At 70.9% G+C, this 17198-nt stretch carries 19 protein-coding genes; 15 read left to right on the forward strand and 4 right to left on the reverse strand.

The features are described 5' to 3' along the window. Window positions 1–2: 2 nt before the first annotated feature. The 8 genes from AC1DWC_RS00845 to AC1DWC_RS00880 all read left to right on the forward strand — a co-directional run bounded on the left by AC1DWC_RS00845 (window position 3) and on the right by AC1DWC_RS00880 (window position 6928). Window positions 3–773 (forward strand): SDR family NAD(P)-dependent oxidoreductase, encoded by a 771-nt coding sequence (locus tag AC1DWC_RS00845; RefSeq protein ID WP_477905296.1) that lies wholly within the window; start codon window positions 3–5, stop codon window positions 771–773. Beyond that, window positions 770–1546 (forward strand): SDR family oxidoreductase, encoded by a 777-nt coding sequence (locus tag AC1DWC_RS00850; RefSeq protein ID WP_477905298.1) that lies wholly within the window; start codon window positions 770–772, stop codon window positions 1544–1546. Before AC1DWC_RS00845 ends, AC1DWC_RS00850 begins: the two co-directional genes overlap by 4 nt. After that, the gene (locus AC1DWC_RS00855; protein ID WP_477905300.1) at window positions 1546–2001 is read left to right on the forward strand and encodes a MaoC family dehydratase; all 456 of its coding nucleotides are present in this window, start codon (window positions 1546–1548) and stop codon (window positions 1999–2001) included. Before AC1DWC_RS00850 ends, AC1DWC_RS00855 begins: the two co-directional genes overlap by 1 nt. A gap of 156 nt (window positions 2002–2157) precedes the next feature. Then, entirely contained in the window at window positions 2158–3300 is a 1143-nt protein-coding gene (locus AC1DWC_RS00860) for an ABC transporter substrate-binding protein (protein ID WP_477905302.1), read from the forward strand. Further along, window positions 3300–4187 carry an ABC transporter permease gene (locus tag AC1DWC_RS00865; protein WP_477905303.1) on the forward strand — a complete coding sequence of 296 codons (888 nt, stop codon included), beginning with the start codon at window positions 3300–3302 and terminating at the stop codon, window positions 4185–4187. Before AC1DWC_RS00860 ends, AC1DWC_RS00865 begins: the two co-directional genes overlap by 1 nt. Beyond that, complete coding sequence (locus AC1DWC_RS00870) at window positions 4175–5074, forward strand: ABC transporter permease (RefSeq protein WP_477905305.1); 900 nt, start codon at window positions 4175–4177, stop codon at window positions 5072–5074. Before AC1DWC_RS00865 ends, AC1DWC_RS00870 begins: the two co-directional genes overlap by 13 nt. Then, window positions 5071–6138, forward strand: a complete 1068-nt coding sequence (locus AC1DWC_RS00875) for an ABC transporter ATP-binding protein (protein ID WP_477905307.1) — start codon at window positions 5071–5073, stop codon at window positions 6136–6138. Before AC1DWC_RS00870 ends, AC1DWC_RS00875 begins: the two co-directional genes overlap by 4 nt. Before the next feature lie 25 nt (window positions 6139–6163). Further along, window positions 6164–6928 (forward strand): GntR family transcriptional regulator, encoded by a 765-nt coding sequence (locus AC1DWC_RS00880; protein WP_477905309.1) that lies wholly within the window; start codon window positions 6164–6166, stop codon window positions 6926–6928. Here AC1DWC_RS00880 and AC1DWC_RS00885 read toward each other — a convergent pair. From AC1DWC_RS00885 to AC1DWC_RS00895, 3 genes are all read right to left on the reverse strand, one after another. Then, window positions 6906–7475, reverse strand: coding sequence for an HD domain-containing protein (locus AC1DWC_RS00885; protein ID WP_477905313.1), 570 nt, complete (start codon window positions 7473–7475; stop codon window positions 6906–6908). The two genes, AC1DWC_RS00880 and AC1DWC_RS00885, sit on opposite strands and share 23 nt — an antisense overlap. Further along, window positions 7472–8602, reverse strand: a complete 1131-nt coding sequence (locus AC1DWC_RS00890; RefSeq protein ID WP_477905315.1) for a TauD/TfdA family dioxygenase — start codon at window positions 8600–8602, stop codon at window positions 7472–7474. Before AC1DWC_RS00890 ends, AC1DWC_RS00885 begins: the two co-directional genes overlap by 4 nt. A gap of 91 nt (window positions 8603–8693) precedes the next feature. Further along, window positions 8694–9620: an NADP-dependent oxidoreductase gene (locus AC1DWC_RS00895; protein WP_477905318.1), complete on the reverse strand. Its 927-nt coding sequence runs from the start codon at window positions 9618–9620 to the stop codon at window positions 8694–8696. Window positions 9621–9719: 99 nt separating this feature from the next. Between AC1DWC_RS00895 and AC1DWC_RS00900 the strand changes: the two genes are divergently transcribed. The 4 genes from AC1DWC_RS00900 to AC1DWC_RS00915 all read left to right on the forward strand — a co-directional run bounded on the left by AC1DWC_RS00900 (window position 9720) and on the right by AC1DWC_RS00915 (window position 13272). After that, complete coding sequence (locus AC1DWC_RS00900) at window positions 9720–10334, forward strand: TetR/AcrR family transcriptional regulator (protein WP_477905320.1); 615 nt, start codon at window positions 9720–9722, stop codon at window positions 10332–10334. A 13-nt stretch (window positions 10335–10347) separates the two neighbouring features. Next, on the forward strand, window positions 10348–11013 hold the full coding sequence (locus tag AC1DWC_RS00905; RefSeq protein WP_477841779.1) for a DedA family protein: 666 nt from the start codon (window positions 10348–10350) through the stop codon (window positions 11011–11013). A 128-nt stretch (window positions 11014–11141) separates the two neighbouring features. Further along, window positions 11142–12536, forward strand: coding sequence for a YhgE/Pip domain-containing protein (locus AC1DWC_RS00910; protein WP_477905322.1), 1395 nt, complete (start codon window positions 11142–11144; stop codon window positions 12534–12536). Between the two features lie 7 nt (window positions 12537–12543). Continuing rightward, window positions 12544–13272, forward strand: coding sequence for an SIMPL domain-containing protein (locus AC1DWC_RS00915; RefSeq protein WP_477905324.1), 729 nt, complete (start codon window positions 12544–12546; stop codon window positions 13270–13272). Here the strand turns inward: AC1DWC_RS00915 and AC1DWC_RS00920 are convergent. Beyond that, on the reverse strand, window positions 13269–14216 hold the full coding sequence (locus AC1DWC_RS00920) for a DUF5996 family protein (RefSeq protein WP_477905326.1): 948 nt from the start codon (window positions 14214–14216) through the stop codon (window positions 13269–13271). The genes AC1DWC_RS00915 and AC1DWC_RS00920 overlap by 4 nt on opposite strands. Before the next feature lie 113 nt (window positions 14217–14329). On the opposite strand from AC1DWC_RS00920, the gene AC1DWC_RS00925 reads away from it, so the two are divergent. From AC1DWC_RS00925 to AC1DWC_RS00935, 3 genes are read left to right on the forward strand one after another with little or no spacing between them, the layout of a single operon-like run. Continuing rightward, window positions 14330–15169 (forward strand): lysophospholipase, encoded by an 840-nt coding sequence (locus AC1DWC_RS00925; RefSeq protein WP_477905328.1) that lies wholly within the window; start codon window positions 14330–14332, stop codon window positions 15167–15169. A gap of 60 nt (window positions 15170–15229) precedes the next feature. Further along, window positions 15230–16033, forward strand: a complete 804-nt coding sequence (locus tag AC1DWC_RS00930) for an SDR family NAD(P)-dependent oxidoreductase (RefSeq protein WP_072843382.1) — start codon at window positions 15230–15232, stop codon at window positions 16031–16033. Between the two features lie 41 nt (window positions 16034–16074). Further along, complete coding sequence (locus AC1DWC_RS00935) at window positions 16075–17193, forward strand: DUF5938 domain-containing protein (RefSeq protein WP_477905331.1); 1119 nt, start codon at window positions 16075–16077, stop codon at window positions 17191–17193. Window positions 17194–17198 lie beyond the last annotated feature (5 nt).

Below are 17198 nucleotides of genomic sequence, written 5' to 3' on the forward strand. Positions count from 1 at the left end.
CAATGAATCGGACTGAAACGGCTGCTGGCGCAGTGAAATCCAATACCACCTTCGACTTCACCGGGCAGACGGTGATCGTGACCGGCGCGGCCCGCGGAATCGGCCTCGAGGTGGGGCGGCTCTTCGTGAACGTCGGTGCCGACGTATTCCTGGTCGACTTCGACGCTGCGGCACTCGACGAGGCGACCTCCGAACTGGGCTGCCGCGGCATCGCGGCCGACGTCAGCGACACCGGATCGGTGCAGTCGGTTGTCGACACGGTCGTCGCCGAGACGGGTCGGATCGACGTGCTGGTCAACAATGCCGGCATCTTGCGGGACCGGATGCTGTGGAGGCTCACCGACGACGACTACGAGCAGGTGATGGCCGTGCACGCTGGTGGCACCTTCCGCCTCACCAGGGCATGCACACCGCACTTCCGGGCGCAGCAGTACGGCCGGGTCGTCAACGTCACCTCGTACACCGGGCTGCGAGGCAATGTCGGTCAGTCGAACTACGCGATGGCGAAGGCCGGGATCATCGGATTCACCAAGACCGCGGCGAAGGAGCTCGCGGGATTCGGCGTCACAGTCAACGCCATCTCGCCCAACGCGGAAACCCGCATGATCGCCTCGATCCCGCACGACAAGCGCGCCGAACTGGCCGCGCAGGTCCCGCTGGGCCGGTTTGCCGATCCGGCCGAGATCGCTTCGGCCGTCGCCTTTCTCGCGTCGACCGAGGCCGGGTACATCACCGGCGCCGTGGTGCCGGTGGACGGAGGCATCTCGATATGACGGTTCAGGACACGCGGTGCGGACTCGGTAGGTTCGACGGCCAGGTCGCGATCGTCACCGGTGCGAGCCGTGGCATCGGCCTCGCGGTGGCGGAACGCCTGGTCGCCGAGGGTGCACGGGTGGTCGTCACGGCCCGCCGGCAGGAGGCACTCGACGAGGCGGTCGAACGACTCGGCGGCCCGGCCGTGGCGCTTGCCGTCGCCGGTCATGCGGATGACGAGGATCACCAGCAGGACGTGGTCGACCGGACCGTCGAGCGGTTCGGTCGGATCGATGTGCTGGTGAACAACACCGGCATCAACCCGATTGCCGGGTCCACCCTGGACGCGGATCTCGGAAAGGCGCGAAAGATCTTCGAGGTCAACGTCCTCGGTGCACTCAACTGGAGCCGGCGGCTTCGGGACCACTGGAGCGGGGCTCCCGGAGTGGTGGTCAACGTCGCGTCCGTCGCGGGGGTCCGGCCGGCATCCGGCATCGGTGTGTACGGCGTGAGCAAGGCCGCGGTCATCGCGTTGACCGCGCAGTTGGCTGCGGAGAACGGCCCGGCCATTCGTGTCAACGCCGTCGCGCCGGCCGTGGTCCGCACCAAGTTCGCCGGCGCCCTGTTCGAAGGCCGGGAGGACGAGGTTGTGGCGCGGTATCCCCTCGGCCGCCTGGGTGAGCCCGAGGATGTCGCCTCTGCGGTCGCCTTCCTGGCTTCCCGGGACGCGGGTTGGATCACCGGACAGACCCTGGTCGTCGACGGTGGGCTCACGCTGGCGGGTGGTGTGTGATGGCAGTGTTCGGCTCGATCGACGAGCTGCGCGGCGCGGCGGGGGCCGACCTCGGAACGAGCGGGTGGACGACGATCAGCCAGGATCGGATCGACGCGTTCGGAGAGTGCACGGAGGACCGTCAGTGGATCCACGTGGACCCAGTCCGGGCCGCGGCAGGACCGTTCGGAGGGCCGATCGCGCACGGCTACCTGACCCTGTCCCTGGTGTCGGTGTTCCTCGAGGACCTCATCGCGGTGCGGGGTGTTCGGGCCGCGGTCAACTACGGGCTGGACAAAGTACGGTTCCCGGCGCCGGTGCCCGCCGGTGCGCGGGTGCGCGGACACGGCCGGGTGCTGTCCGTCGAGGAGGTCCCCGGCGGGGTCCAGGTGGCGCTCGGCCTCACCGTCGAGTGCGACGCACAGGACAAGCCGGTGTGCGTCGCGCAGTCACTCGCCCGGTACCTGGCGGACTGAACGGACCGTCGACGACGGCGCCGACCCAAGGCATTCAGGTTGCGTTCACCTGACCGTCGCGATCGGTCTCTTGGCTATACAACTTGTCCGCGCAGAGTCTGACCTGCTCGGCCGCTCGGCCGCAGCGGATGAGCATTCTCACCTGGAGTCGGACAAGTGCGCAGAACATCGATTCGCAACGCGGGCATCATTCTCGTCGCGGGGGCCGTGGTCCTCGGCTCGAGCGCCTGCACCAAGAAGGCCGACGCGACCGCGTCGCCCGCCGCCGCGGCCACCGCCACGTCGGTCGCCGACGCCGGCGGCATGGACGCGCTGGTCGCCGCAGCGAAGGCCGAGGGGTCACTGAATCTCATTGCGCTGCCCCGTGACTGGGCAGGCTACGGCGACCTCATCGACAACTTCGGCGCCAAGTACGGCATCACGGTGACCGTCGACAACCCGGAGGCCAGCAGCGCCGACGAGGTCAACGCGATCAAGTCCCTGAAGGGTCAGGACCGCGCGCCCGACGCGGTCGACGTCGGTACCGCGTTCGCCATCAGCGGCGCCCAGGAGGGTCTCTACGCGCCGTACAAGGTGGCGACCTGGGACGGCATCCCCGAGTCGCAGAAGTCGCCCGACGGTACCTGGTACGCGGACTACGGCGGCTACATCTCGATCGGCTGCGACGCCGCGAAGGTGGCAGTGTGCCCGGCTTCGTTCGCGGACCTGGCCAAGCCCGAGTACCGGGGCAAGGTCGCGCTGACCGGTGATCCCCTCAAGAGCAACTCCGCCCTGATGTCCGTCTGGTCCGCGGCCCTGGCCAACGGGGGTTCGGTCGACGACATCGCGCCCGGCATCGACTACTTCGGCAAGCTCAAGGCCAGCGGAAACTACGTCCCCGTCAAGGCGACCGCGGCCACGATCGCGTCGGGCGAGACGCCCATCGTCGTCGACTGGGACTACCTGAACGCGGCGAAGACCAAGGACCTCGCGAACGCCGGGATGCGCTGGACCGTCGCCGTCTCGGGCGACGCGACGATCGGCTCGTACTACGCGCAGGCGATCAGCGCGACCGCGCCGCACCCGGCCGCCGCTCGCCTGTGGCAGGAATACCTCTACAGCGACGAGGGCCAGAACGGTTACCTCGCGGGATACGCACGCCCGGCGCGCCTGCCGGCGATGCAGGCCGCGGGCACCGTCGACCCGGCACTCGCCGAGCACCTGCCCGCGGTCAACGTCAAGGCCGAATTCCCCACGGATGCACAGGCAACCGCGGCGAAGGACACCCTGACGCAGACATGGGCGAGCACGGTCAAGTAGTGCGATCCGGGACTGCCGCGCGCCGCGCGGGCCTGCCGTGGAGCTGGTTCGGGCTGGTGCCGTTCTTCGGCTACGTGAGCGTCTTCTTCCTGTTGCCCACCGCGGTCATCGCGTACTCGGCGTTCCGGGTGCGGGGTGAGGGCGGCGCCAGCACGTTCGGCGGCGCGAACATGTCCGCCGCGCTCAGCGGTGCGTACCTGGACGCGTTGTGGAACAGCGCGACGATGTCGCTGGTGTGTGCGGTGATCGCGGCCGTGCTCGGGGTGGTGCTCGCGTACGCGGTGGCCACCAGTCGGGGCGGTCTGCTGCCGCGGCTGGTCTCCACCAGCGCCGCGGTGCTCGCGAACTTCGGTGGGCTGCCGCTGGCCTTCCTCTTCGTCGCGGCGATCGGCAACGCCGGCGTGCTCACCGTCTTCGTGCAGGAGCGACTGGGACTCTCCCTCCGCGACGACCTGGGGTTGGACCTGTACTCGCGTGGTGGGGTCCAGTTCGTCTACCTGTACTTCCTGATCCCGCTCATGGTCCTCGTCATCACCCCGGCGCTGGAGGGCCTGCGCCCCGAGTGGCGGGAGGCGGCCGACGGTCTCGGCGCGCGCGGCTGGCAGTACTGGCGCCACGTCGCGGGACCGGCGCTGCTGCCGCACTTCCTCGGCAGCATCGCGCTGCTGTTCTGCACCGCCTTCTCGTCGTACGCGACCGCGGAGGCGCTCACCAACGGCACGCTGGCGATCACACCGCTGCGGATCGACGGCGCGCTGTCGGGGAATGTCCTTGCCGGGCAGGAGAACCTGGGGGCGGCCCTGGCCCTGTCCATGATCGTGGTGGTGGTCCCGCTGACCCTGCTCTACCAACTGATGCAGCGGAGGAGTTCGCGATGGTTGCAGTGATCGACGCGCCGGCGACGCCGAGCGTTGCGCCGCCGGCGCCCACCACGGCGCCGCCGCGGCCCCGGGGCCGGACCCGGCGGGAGGGGCCGCCGGTGCGCTACTGGCGCGGGGTGGTCCTCGGGCTGGCCGGGCTGTACTTCCTCGGCCCGGTCCTGGTGGCCTTCTGGTTCACCGTGGACGGGGTCGACGGACCGACCCTGGCGGCGTACACCCGCATCTTCTCTGCGGCCGGCTTCGTGGACTCGATGACGAGTTCGTTGCTGCTCGGATTGATCTCGGTGGCAATCACTTTGGCGTTGATGGTGCCGACGATGCTGCTGGTGCACCTGCGGCTGCCGCGGGCGCGTCCCTACGTCGAGGTGTTCTCGCTGCTGCCGCTGGTGATTCCGCCGGTGGCCCTCGTCGTCGGCGTCCGCGGCGTGCTCGGCTGGGGCAACGGCAGCGAGTTCGTCGAGGTCTCCGCCGTGTTCACCGCGTTGCAGGACAAGTCCCTGCCCCTGGTGCTGGCGTTGATGTACGTGGTGATCGCCCTGCCGTTCACCTACCGCAGCCTCGACGCCGGACTGCGCGGCTCGAAGGTGACGGTCCTGGTCGAGGCGGCGCTGAACCTGGGTGCCTGCTGGCCGACGGTGCTGTGGCGCGTCGTGCTCCCGGCCCTGCGGACCTCGCTGCTCAACGCGGGCTTCCTCGCCTTCGCGTTGGTGATGGGCGAGTACACGATCGCGAAAATCCTGATCTTCCCGACCTTCCCGGTGTGGCTCGCCCAGTCCGGCGCCACCGACGGCCAGCTGCAGGTCGCCCTGGCCCTGCTCAGCCTGGCATTCACCTGGGCACTGCTGCTGATCGTGGTGGCGGTCGCCGGCCGAACACGAAAGGCAAAGCCATGACGAATCCGAGCGTCCGAATCGAGAACGAGGGCACGGCTGTCAGCTTCGTCGGCGTCCGCCGCACCTTCGGCGCCGTCAACGCACTGGACGGGCTGGACCTCGACGTCGCCCCGGGCGAGCTGGTGGCGCTGCTCGGGCCGTCCGGGTGCGGCAAGACCACCGCCCTGCGCATCCTCGCCGGTTTCGACCAGCCGGACAGCGGGCAGGTGCTGGTAGGCGGCGCCGACGCGGCGGGCCTGCCCGCCAACCGGCGCGACATGGGGATGGTCTTCCAGTCCTACAGCCTGTTCCCCACCATGAGCGCCCAGGACAACGTCGCGTTCGGGCTGCGCCTGCGCGGTCGCAGCGAGCGCGGGCGCGGTCGGCTCGCCCGGGCGCGGGAGCTGCTGGACCTGGTCGGCCTCGCCGACCACGTCGCCAAGTTCCCGCACCAGCTCTCCGGCGGACAGCAGCAGCGGGTGGCGTTGGCGCGGGCGCTGGCGATCGCCCCCCGCGTCCTGCTGCTCGACGAGCCGCTCTCGGCGCTCGACGCCAAGGTCCGGTACCAGCTGCGGGAGGAGATCCGCCGGATCCAGCTGGACCTGGGCGTGACCACCCTGCTGGTCACCCACGACCAGGAGGAGGCCCTCGCGATCGCGGACCGGGTTGCGGTGATGCGGGCCGGCAGGCTCGAACAGTGCGCGCCCCCTAGCGAGGTGTACCGCCGCCCGGCGACGCCGTTCGTCGCCGAGTTCGTCGGCACGATGAACCACATCCCGGCGGTCGCCGTGGACCGCGGCACCGTCCGGGTGGGCGAGCAGACCCTGGCCTGCGACGGCGAGTGGCCCGGGACCGGTCCGGTGACCGTGCTGGCGCGCCCCGAGGCGGTGCTGGTGCGCGAGGGCGTCGACGGCGACACAGTCGTCACGGCCGCGACCTTCTACGGCGCGTCGACGCGGCTGCGGCTGGCCCGGCCGGACGGGGCGGAGTTGCTCGCCGACGTCGCCAGCCACCGGGGTGGGGCGCTGACGCCCGGCGTCCGCGTCCACGTGTCCCTGCTCGACCGCCCGGTGCTGCTGGCATGAGCCGCCCGGTCGGTACGGTAGTGAGATGAGTGCGGGAGCAAGCGATCTGCCGCTCTACCGGTCGATTGCCGCGGACATCCAGACCGCGATCGAACGCGGCGACTTCGCCGACGGGGCGACGATGCCGTCGGAGAACGAGCTGACGGCGAGGTACGGCGTCTCCCGCGGGACCATCCGGCAGGCCTTCGCCTTCCTGCGCTCCACCGGGGTGGTGTCCTCGCGCCGCGGCGCCCGGCGGCAGGTGCGGAGCGGCCCGAAGGTGCAGTCGATGACCGAGCTGGTCAGCTTCTCCCGGTGGGCGCGGGGTCTCGGCGAGACGCCGAGCAGCCGGACGTTGGGCGCCACGCTGGCGCCCGCGTCCGGCATGGTGGCGGAGAAGCTGGGGGTCGAGAAGGGCACCAACGTCTTTCACGTCGAACGTGTCCGGCTTTTGGGGGCGGTGCCGACGATGCTGGAGAGCACCTACTACCCGGAGTCGCTCGCGTCGTTGATCTCCGTGATCGACCTGGACGTCGAGTCGATCACCGACCGACTGGCGGACCACGGCATCGTCTTCGCCGACGCCGAACATGCCATCGACGCCGTCGCGGCGACGCCCCGGGAGGCCGAGTTGCTCGACCTCGCTCCCGGGGCGCCGTTGCTGCGGACGGTCCGGCGGACCACCGACCCGGTCGGCGAGGTCCTCGAGTGCTCGATCGACCTGTACGCCGGCGAGGCCGTGGCGTTTGTGGTCCGCAACTCACTGGCCGCCGGGGCGACCAGCCGGGTCAGCGCGCGGACCGGGGACTGAGGGTCCGGTCCAGCCCGTCGATGTCGCCGCGGAAGTCCGCGAGGGTGACCGCGGGCGCGTCGGGGTCCTTGCCCAGGTCGTCGAACCGGCGCAGCCGGCACGCTTGCTGGGCATAGGGCTCGGCGGCGAAGGCGGCGACCTCCGCCGCGCCCATGACTCCGCCCTGCACCGCCATGGTGAACTTCGAGGCGTCGGACAGCTTGTCGTAGTAGCTGGGGTCGGTCGCGCACAGGTAGCGCTTGGCCGCCACGTGCAGCCGCACCGGCTCGGTCACCGCCTCGTCGAACCACGTGGACAGCCACTCGGCGGCGACGGCGTCGTGGTGGTTGTCGTTGCCCGACATGAGGTCCCGGCCGCTGATCGCGCCGGAGAAGTGGCCGACGTCGTGCAGCACCGCCGCCACCACCAGCTCGGCGGGGGCGCCCGCCGCGCGGGCGGCCCGCCCGGTCTGGAGCATGTGCTGGGCCATGGACACCTGCTCGCCGAGGTACTCCTGCCCGCCCTCCCCGGCGAACAGCGTGGACAGGGCGTCGTAGGCGTTGGTCATCGGGTCTCCTGGAAGGTCTGCAGGGTGCTCAGTAGTCCGTCCAGGTCCGCGTAGGTGCCCTGGAGGTGGCGGCCGCCGGCGGCGGCAAAGGCGGTGCGCGCGTGCAGCAGTCGGGTGTTGTCGAAGAGCAGGCAGTCGCCGTCGCCGAGGTGGAAGTTGAGCTGGGCCTCGGGCGCGTACAATAGTTCGGCGAACTCGCGGTAGGCGCGGTAGAACTCGCGCGCCAGGTCGGGATGCAGGCGCGGCACCACCATCGACCGGTTGTTGAAACGGATCTCGCGGATGCGGCCGGACTCGTCGAGGGAGATCAGGGGCGTCACCGCGCTCAGGTGGGCGTCGGGGGAGTCGAAGCGGTAGGTGACCGCGGTGCGGGTGAGGATCTCGAAGGCGCGAAAGTTGCGCTCGCGCAGCGTCGCCGCGGCCGCGAAACCGTCGACGAGACCGGACTCACCGCCGACGGACGCGTTGTGCAGGCAGTGCAGGAGCTGGAGCGTCGGCACCGGGTCGCGGTACGGGTTGTCGGTGTGCGGACTGATCGCGAGGCCGGTGAACGCGAGGTTCACCGCGTTCTCCTCCACCCGCACGTCGAAGAGCCTGCCGTAGTTGGTTTCCCGGACGAAGCCGAACGTCTCGGCCACCTTCGTGACCTGCCCCGGCTCGGTGGGCACCCCGCGCAGCAACGCGAATCCGCGCTCGACCACGTCGTGCAGTGCCGGGGCCGGGTCGGTGACGTACCCTGCCCAGTCGTACGACCGGAGCGGCGACATCTCGGATGCCTGCCGCCACAACCGCTTTCCGTGCTCGGTGCGCGAGTCGGAAAGCGGCTCGGGTGATTCCGCTGCGATCAGCGCGTCGAGGCCGAAGGTGGACTGGTGACCGTCGGGTGCGAACTCGACCTCGACGCGGTCGCCGTGGACGCGGGCCTCGCGGACCCGGAGGTCTGCGGGCAGGTCGACGATGTTGAACAGTCGCTGACCGCTGACGGCGTCGCGGCTCGCGGCGCCGGTGCAGGCGTCGCGGAGCCACACCGCGGCGACCTCGACCACGGCGCCGTCGACCGTCAGCCTCAGGTCGCCGTCGACGACCGACACGGCGATCGCCCTCTTCTCGATAACTTGGCTGTACATGTCTACGAGGTTGGCAGGGCCGGACGTCCGGTCGACAACGTGACGGTGAACAGTGGGTGGCGGATTCGTCGACGGCGGGTAGGGGCAGGGGTCAGGGCAGCAGGACGAACTTCCCGCGGGGGTGCGGCGCCGCCAGCTCGGTGTGCGCCCGCGCGGCGTCGGCGAGCGGGAAGGTCTTCGCGACCTGGACTACGAGCTTCCCCTGCCCGGCCAGATCCACCAGGCCCGCGCGGGCCTCCCGCCGGATCCGGGCGCTTTCCGGGGTGCCGCCGCCGATCGCGGGGAACCCGTCCTGCTCCGCCCGGCCGAACGCGGCGATGGTGACGATCCGGCCACGGTCCGCGACCAGTTCCAATGAGGCGTCGACGGCCTCGTCGGTGCCGACGGTGTCGACGGCCGCGTCGAATCCGTCCGGTGCGGCCGCTCGCAGCCGGTCCGCCAGGCCGTCGCCGTACTCGACCGGGACGGCGCCGAGCTCGCGCAGGTAGGAGTGGTTCGACGCCCGGGCGGTGCCGATCACGGTGGCACCCCGCGCGACGGCGAGTTGCACGGCCAGCGATCCCACGCCGCCGGACGCGCCGTGGATCAGGACGGTGTCACCGGCTGTCACGGCGGTGGTGGTCAACGCGTCGACGGCGGTGCCGCCGGTGGTCAGCAGGCCGGCGGCCTGCTCCCAGGACAGTGCGGAGGGTTTGGCGAGGACGTCCGTGGCGGCGACATTCAGCCGCTCGGTGTAGCCGCCGGTGCCGGTGTAGGCAATCACCTCGTCGCCGATACGGAACGGGCCGTCGTCGCCGACCGCGACCACCACGCCGGACACCTCGATGCCCGGACGCACCGGAAGGCTGCGGGGATCGGTGCCGAAGGCGCCGTTGTACATCTTGTAGTCGGCGGGGTTGACGCCCGCCGCGCGCACCTCGACCTGGACCTGGCCGGGGCCGGGCGGCGGTACCTGCTCGTCGATCACGGTGAGGACCTCGGGTCCTCCGAACTCGGGGGCAACGACGGTATGGGTCATGACCCGGGAACGGTCTGGCGAGGGTGATCTATTCCACAGGCGCCCACCGAACCCGGCCCAAACTTGTACCGAGTCCAACATTGGGCCTACGCTGGAACCGTGACCCAGCCAGCCGGGCTCCGCGCGGCGAAGAAGCTCGAGACGTGGCGCGCACTGCGCGCCGCGGCGGTCGAACTCGTCTGCGCCCGCGGGTACGACGCGGTGTGTGTCGAGGAGATCGCGGCCGCCGCGAACGTCTCGAAGAGCACCCTGTTCAACTACTTCGACTCCAAGGAGTCGTTGCTGCTCGACCCCGACCCCGAGGATCAGGCGCACTGGCGGTGCCGGGCTGCCGCGAGGCCCGCCGACGAGCCCCTGTGGGACTCGTTGCGGGAGATCATCGTCGGCTGCGTCGGCCGCGACGAGCCGAAACTGTTGCTGCGCAAGAACATCATCGGGGCATCCCCGCCCACACTCGAGTCGGTGTGGTCGGCCAGCGAGCCGTTCCGGACCTTCGTCCGGGAGTGGGCCGGGTGCCGGACCGCGGGCACCGACCTCGACGCCTTCCATCTCGCGTTGGTGCTGAACTCGGCCTTCGCCGTCGTGCACACCGCGTATCGGGCGTGGCAGCCGGGCGAGGGGGTGGCCCGGTTCGAGCAGTTGCTGCGCGACGGATTCGACCTGGCCGGAGCGGGATTCGCCAGGCCGGGCCCACCCCTCCCGGACGCGGACTGACGCGGAGCGCACCATGGGCGAACTGCTGGAGCGACTACAGACCCTCGACGTGATCGTCGGGTACGCCGTCGTAGCCGCGTTCGTCTTCACCGAGGATGCGCTGCTGCTGGGGTTCCTCGTCCCCGGCGAGACCGCCGCGATCATGGGCGGCGTGATCGCCAGCCAGACCGACGCGAACCTGTGGCTGATGATCGCCCTCGTGATCGTCGCCGCGATCCTCGGCGACACCGTCGGATTCGGACTCGGCCGGCGGCTGGGTCCGCGGGTGTTGCGGGTCCCGTTCCTCGGCGCCCGCCTCGACGGTGCGCAGGCGTTGCTCACGCGGCACGGCGGCCCGGCGGTGTTCCTGGGTCGCTTCGTGGCGTACGTGCGGACGGTGATGCCCCCGCTCGCCGGGCTCAGCGAGATGCCGTACCGGCGCTTCCTGGCCTTCAACTCGGTCGCGGCCGTGGTGTTCGGCACCGGGAACGTGCTCCTCGGCTACTTCGCGGGGAACTCGTACGAGAGGGTCGAACACGCGCTCGGCGGCGGTACCACCGTGCTGCTGGCGGTCGCGGCCGTGGTCGCCGCCAGCTGGTGGCTGCGTCGCCGGTTCCGCGCCCGGGCGACCCGCCTGCCGTCACTGCCCGTGGTCGGGGCACCGTCGGCGGACGACTCTCCGCACCCGGCCGGCGCCTGACCGATCGCCCCGTACCGCACGGTGGCCTCGCGGAAGACGGGTGGCGGGTGCATGCCGGATCGAGGACCTCAGAGAATCCTCAGACACACGCAAGGGACACGCCACAATCCGCCCGTAGCGTCGCAGCTATGGTTGCCACACATGCGAATCCGCCCCGAAACAGACGGCGGTGGACCGCCCTCCTGCTGACCGCGGCCCTGCTGGGCGGCGGTGTGGGCGCCTACTTCTGGACCCGGTCGGACACCCCGTCGCGGCTGGTCGCCATCGTGAACGAGGACGCCGGGGCCAGCGCCGCGGGCAAGCCGGTGCGGGCGGGCGACCAGGTGGTCGCGGCGCTGCAGGAGGCCGACGACTTCGACTGGGAGGTGGTGGACGCCGACACCGCCGCGGACCGGAGGTACTTGGCGTCGGTGACGGTCCCGGCGGACTTCTCCGAGGCCGTGACCAGCCAGGGCGGCACCGATCCCCGGCAGGCCGAGCTCGCCGTGCACCGCAACCGGGCTGGTACCGCGGCCGACGACGCGGCCATCACCGCCCTGATGACCACCGTCTCGGAGCAGACCGGCGCCCGCGGCATCAAGGACCTGCTCGCCGGTGTCGCGTCGGCGCGCGGGCAGCTGCAGCAGACCCTGCTGCCGGCCCAACTGCTCACCGCCGCAACTGGTGCGGCGGACAAGCAGGCGCAGGAGCTGCTGGCCGGGGTGGACTCGGTGCTGCCGTACCTGGCGACCGCGAACGACGGGGCGAACCAGTTGGTGGACGTGGCGGGCCAGGTCGCCGGGATGGTCGACGGGGCGAGCGGCCCCGCCGGGGAGCTGTCCGACCGGCTGACCGCGCTCGGGCTGAGCATCGGCGACGTCACCCGCGGGACGGCACGGCTGCAGGAAGGCCTCGGCGAGGCGGTCGCCGTGCTGCGCGCCCCCGGTGCCGAGGCCGTCCTGCGGGCGTCGGGCGTCGAGGTGGGCAGGGCCGTCGGCGCGCTGGAACAGACCTCCGCCGACCTCGGGGCGCTGTCCGCCCAGTTGAACTCCGTCACCGCGCTGCTCGGCGAGGGGGTCGGGCCGGACACCGACCTCGGCGACGCGGTGCGCAGCGGCTTCGGCCAGTTGGAGGCGGTGTCCGCGCAGCTCACCAGCGCCGGTCTCCAGTTGCAGGACGGCATCGGGCCGATCGCCGCGCAGGCTCCCGAGATGCTGGGCAGCACCAAGGACCAGATCCTGGCCGGTGTCGGCCAGCTCAAGAGCGTGTCCGCGCAGCTCGGCGACCAGCTGACCAAGGGTGTCGACGCCATCCCGGTGCGTAACGCCGCTCAGCAGCAACAGATCTCGTCCGTGCTCAGCTCCCCGGTGTCGGTGGTGCAGTCCGGCGCCGAGCCCGGTGCGGCGGTCTTCACCGCGGAGAACCTCGCGATCGCGTTCGCGGCGACCACGCTGCTGCTCGCCGCGGCGCTCGCGTGGACGGTGCGGCGGGGAACGGGCGTTCCGGCAATTTCGGGCGCACGGGCGGACGTCGATGGGTCATAGTGGGGTTGTGCCGACGACACGACGATCGACCGCTGCCCTTGCCCTGACCGCCGCCGCCGTGGCACTGCTGGCCACCGGGTGTACCAGCGGCAGCGACGGCGGGTCCGGCGACTCCGCGCCCCCCGGGATCAGCACCCAGGGCACGGGGAAGGTGACCGGCACCCCCGACACCGTCACCGTGGTCGTCGGCGTCCAGACCCAGGGCGCCGAGGCCAACGTCGCCCTCGCCGAGAACGCCCAGCGCGCGACCGACCTGATCGACACGCTGAAGGGCAAGGGCGTGGAGGCGGCGGACATCCAGACCTCCAACCTGTCCGTGCAGCCGGTCTTCGCGCCCGGCGGCTCGGCGATCACCGGGTACCAGGTGACCAACCAGGTGACGGCGACCGTGCGTGACGTGAGCAAGGCGGGCGGGTTGATCGACGCGGCGGCAGGCGCCTCGGGCGACGCGATCCGGGTGCAGCAGACCTCCTTCTCCATCGCCGACGACAGCGAGCTGCGGGCGCAGGCCCGCGCCCGGGCTGTGCAGCAGGCCGAGGACCAGGCCGGGCAGATCGCCGAGGCGGCCGGGGTGCGCCTCGGCGACGTCCGGTCGATCACCGAGGTGCCCGCGGGCACTCCGGGCCCGTACCCGCAGGCCGGGGCGCTGACCGACCGGGTGCCGTCGACACCGGTCGAGCCGGGCAGCCAGGAGCTGACGGTGTCGGTCTCGGTGGTCTACGACATCGACGACTAGGACACGCCCTGGCGGCGCGCGGCCCACCGGTCGGGGTCGCACTCGAGTGCGGAGCGGTCCCAGCCGCCGAGCTCGGCGGCCGCACGGTAGGTGCCCTGCAGAAAGTCGAGCAGCACGGCGTCGGGATCGTTCGCGGTGCGGACCGCCTCGTAGGGGAGCAGGAACTGCCGGAACTCGTTGCTGTAGAAAGCGTCCGGCGCTCCGATCGGGAAGGCGTCGAACCCCTTCGGCTCGGGATAGGCGTACGCGTAGAACGCGCCCTCCTCGCCGCCACCCGGCCAGAACCCGCAGCTGCTCAACTCGTGTGAGTAGCCCTCGACCATGACCCAGTCGCCGCAGTTGGGCGCGCCGCCGGGGTGGGTGGGCGCGGTCCGGCCTGAGAACCGGGTGCACGCGAGATCCATGGCGCCCCAGAAGAAGTGGACGGGAGAGACCTTGCCGACGAAGTGGGACCTGAACTCGTGCAGGACGCGGTCGGCCTGCACGAGTTGCCGCCAGAACAGATTTGCGGCCGTCGCGTCGTAGGCGCAGTGGGTGCGGTCCTCGGCGAAGGGGATCGCGGGGTCGACCTCGTTCGGGGTGGCCTGGGTGGTCACCTCGATCCCAAGGCGGTCGAGGGCCCGCCCGACCTTGGCGTGGAACTCGGCCACCGACTGCGGCTCGAGCGCGACTTCCTCCGCGCCGCCGTCGCTGGTGACGATGCGCAGCCGGTGCGCTCGGAAGTCGAACTCGATGTCGAAGACCCGGGTCCCGTAGGGGATGGTCGAGGTGGTCAGGCCGCGCGGGGTCACGTACAGCGTGACCTGCCACCAGTGATTGACCAGGGGCGCCAGCGACAGCCGGATCTTGCCGACGATCTGCATCCACATGTGCAGCGTCTCGCGGGTCTCGGTCCAGTCCGCGACCCGCAGTGCAGGCCAGGCGGGGGCAGTCGGTTCGGACATGGCGCCTCCTCAGGCGGGAATCGCGACGTCTTCACGAGTCTGCCACGACAGCGACGCGACGCGGCCCGGCGTTGTCGACCTGTGCGGCCGGTTCTTCGGCCTATGCTCGGGCCGTGGCGCACACAGAGTCCTCCTTCACTGGCAACTACGGCACCCGGATCGTCTACGACGTGTGGACCCCGGAGGGTCCGCCGCGTGCGGCGCTGGTGCTTGCACACGGCTTCGGTGAGCATGCCCGCCGCTACGACCACGTCATCGCGCGGCTCGTCGACGACCTGGGCCTGGTCGTGTACGCACTCGACCATCGCGGGCACGGGCGCTCCGGCGGCAAGCGGGTGGAGCTCAAGGCCTGGTCGGACTTCACCGACGACCTGGAGCGGCTGTTCGGAATCGTCGCCGAGGAACGTCCGGGCCTGGACCGCTACCTGCTCGGCCACAGCATGGGCGGCGCGATCGCGCTGTCCTACGCGCTCGAGCACCAGGACCAGCTGACCGGCCTCATCCTGTCCGGCCCGGCGGTGGACGTGACCAGCGGGACGCCCGCGGTGGTGGTCGCGCTGGGCAAGATCGTCGGGCGGATCGCCCCGTCGTTGCCGGTGCAGGCGCTCGACCCGAACCTGGTCTCCCGGGACGCCGACGTGGTGGCCCGCTACAACGCCGACCCGCTGGTGCACCACGGCAAGGTTCCGGCCGGCATCGCGCGCGGCCTGGTGGTCAACGCCGAGTCGCTGCCCGCACGGCTGCCGGGTCTCCGGATTCCGTTGCTGCTGCTGCACGGCGGCGAGGACGGGCTGGTGAACGTGAACGGGAGCCGGATGATCGCCGCGACGGCGGGGTCGCAGGACCTGACCTACCACGAGTACGCGGGGCTGTTCCACGAGGTGTTCAACGAGCCCGAGCAGCAGAAGGTGCTCGACGACGTGGCCGCCTGGCTGGAGCCGCGGCTCGGCTGAGCCGGGCGAGCGCCCTGCCTCCCGCGGTATGATCCACACCACATCGGTGGAGGCAGTCGCATGAGTGTCTTTGATCTGAACGGCCGTACGGCCCTGGTCACCGGCGGTGCCAGGGGGTTGGGCGCCGGTATGGCGGAGGCGCTCGCGCGGGCAGGTGCTGCGGTGATGATCGGCGACGTCCTCGCCGAGGCCGGCCGGGAGACCGCGGACGCCATCGGCCGCTCCGGGGCGCGGTCCGGTTTCGTCGCGCTCGACGTGACCCGCGAGGACTCCTGGCAGGCGGCGGTGGCCGCGACCGTGGCAGAGCTGGGCGGCCTGGACGTCCTGGTCAACAACGCCGGCGTCGAGATCTCCTCGCTGGTGGTCGACCTGGACCCCGACGACATCCGGCGCATGTGCGAGGTGAACATCGTCGGCGTCGCGCTGGGCATGAAGCACGGCCTGCGCGCCATGCGTCCCGGCGGCGCGGCCGGGGCCGGCGGCGTCATCGTCAACGTGTCGTCGGTGGCGGCGACCATCCCGTTCCCCGGTATCGCCGCGTACTCGGCGACCAAGTCGGCGGTTGACCGGTTGACCCGGGTCGCGGCGCAGGAGTCCGGCAAGCTCGGCTACGGCGTGCGGGTGAACTGCGTCTTTCCCGGGCTGGTCGCCACCGAGATGGGGCTGGGGCTCGCCGCGGACATGGCGAGGCTCGGGCTGTGGCCGTCCGCGGAAGCCGCGGTCGGTGACGTGATCGGACTGACCCCGCTCGGACGGCTCGGTGAGGTGGCGGACATGGCCGACGCGGTGGTGTTCCTGGCGTCGGACGCGGCCCGATTCGTGACGGGCGTCGGGCTCCCGGTGGACGGTGGCATGGGCATGTAGCGCGTCGGCCCTCGCCCCGAGGGCAGGAAGGCAGCACCGACATGAGTACCAAACCTGTTGTGGTCTACGGTGTCTCCGGCTACACCGGCAGGCTGGTGTGCGAGTACCTACGCGAGTTCAACGTCCCGTTCGTCGCCGCCGGACGCGACCGCGACCGCGTGCAGGCCGTGGTCGACGCGGTGCCGGGCATCGAGACAGTCGACCACGAGGTGGTGGAGGTCGAGCACACGGTGGAGGCATTGACCGAGTTGTTCACCGGCGCAAGGGTTGTCAGCAACATGGTCGGTCCCTTCATTAAACTCGGGTCGACGGTGGTGGAGGCCGCCCTGGCCGCGGGATGTCACTACACGGACACCACCGGCGAGCAGGACTGGGTGCTGGCCGCCCAGGCGGAGTTCGGCGCCGGCTACGCGGGCAAGGGTCTGCTGCTCTCGCCTGGGGTCGCGCAGATGTACACCACCGGGGAGATCGCGGCGAACATCTGCCTGGAGAACCCGGGCCTGGACACACTCGACATCCTGGTGCTGTGGAAGGGATTTCCCACCTACGCGTCGATGCAGACCATCTTCACGATCCTCAAGGCCGACTGGTACTACCTCGAGCAGAACCAGTACGTGCAGTGGGCGACCGGCAGTGCCTTCGAGGTGGTGGTCCCAGGCCAGCACCAGACCGGTCTCGCCCTGCCTTGGGGCGGAACCTCGCACCCGGTGTGGTTCAAGGACGACCCGCGGGTGGCGAACTGCCGGGCCGTCGGCGGGGTCTTCGACCGGACCGTGATGGAGGGCGTCGTGCAGACCCAGAAGGTGGTCGAGGAACAGATCAAGACGCTGCCGCTGGACCAGCAGGAGGCCGCACTCGCCAAGATCGCCGGGTCCGTGCAGGCCGGCATGCCGCCGCGGGAGAACCCGCGGGTGAACTCCTCGCTGGACTCGGTGTACGCGTCCGGACCGTTGGGCCGGGCGCACTGCGTGATCCACGGGAACTGCAACTACAAGCAGACGGGCCTGCTGCAGGCCTACTCCGCGTATCGCCTGCTGCAGCAGCCTCCGCGGCGCGTCGGGCTGGCGTCGGCGTGCCAGGCCTTCGGTCACCGAGAGCTCCTCGGGGTGTTGAGGAGTTTCGGCCTCATCATGGAACCCGTTGTCACCGTGCAGGGTTGACGAAC

Source organism: Rhodococcus sp. P4_C10 (assembly GCF_056402135.1).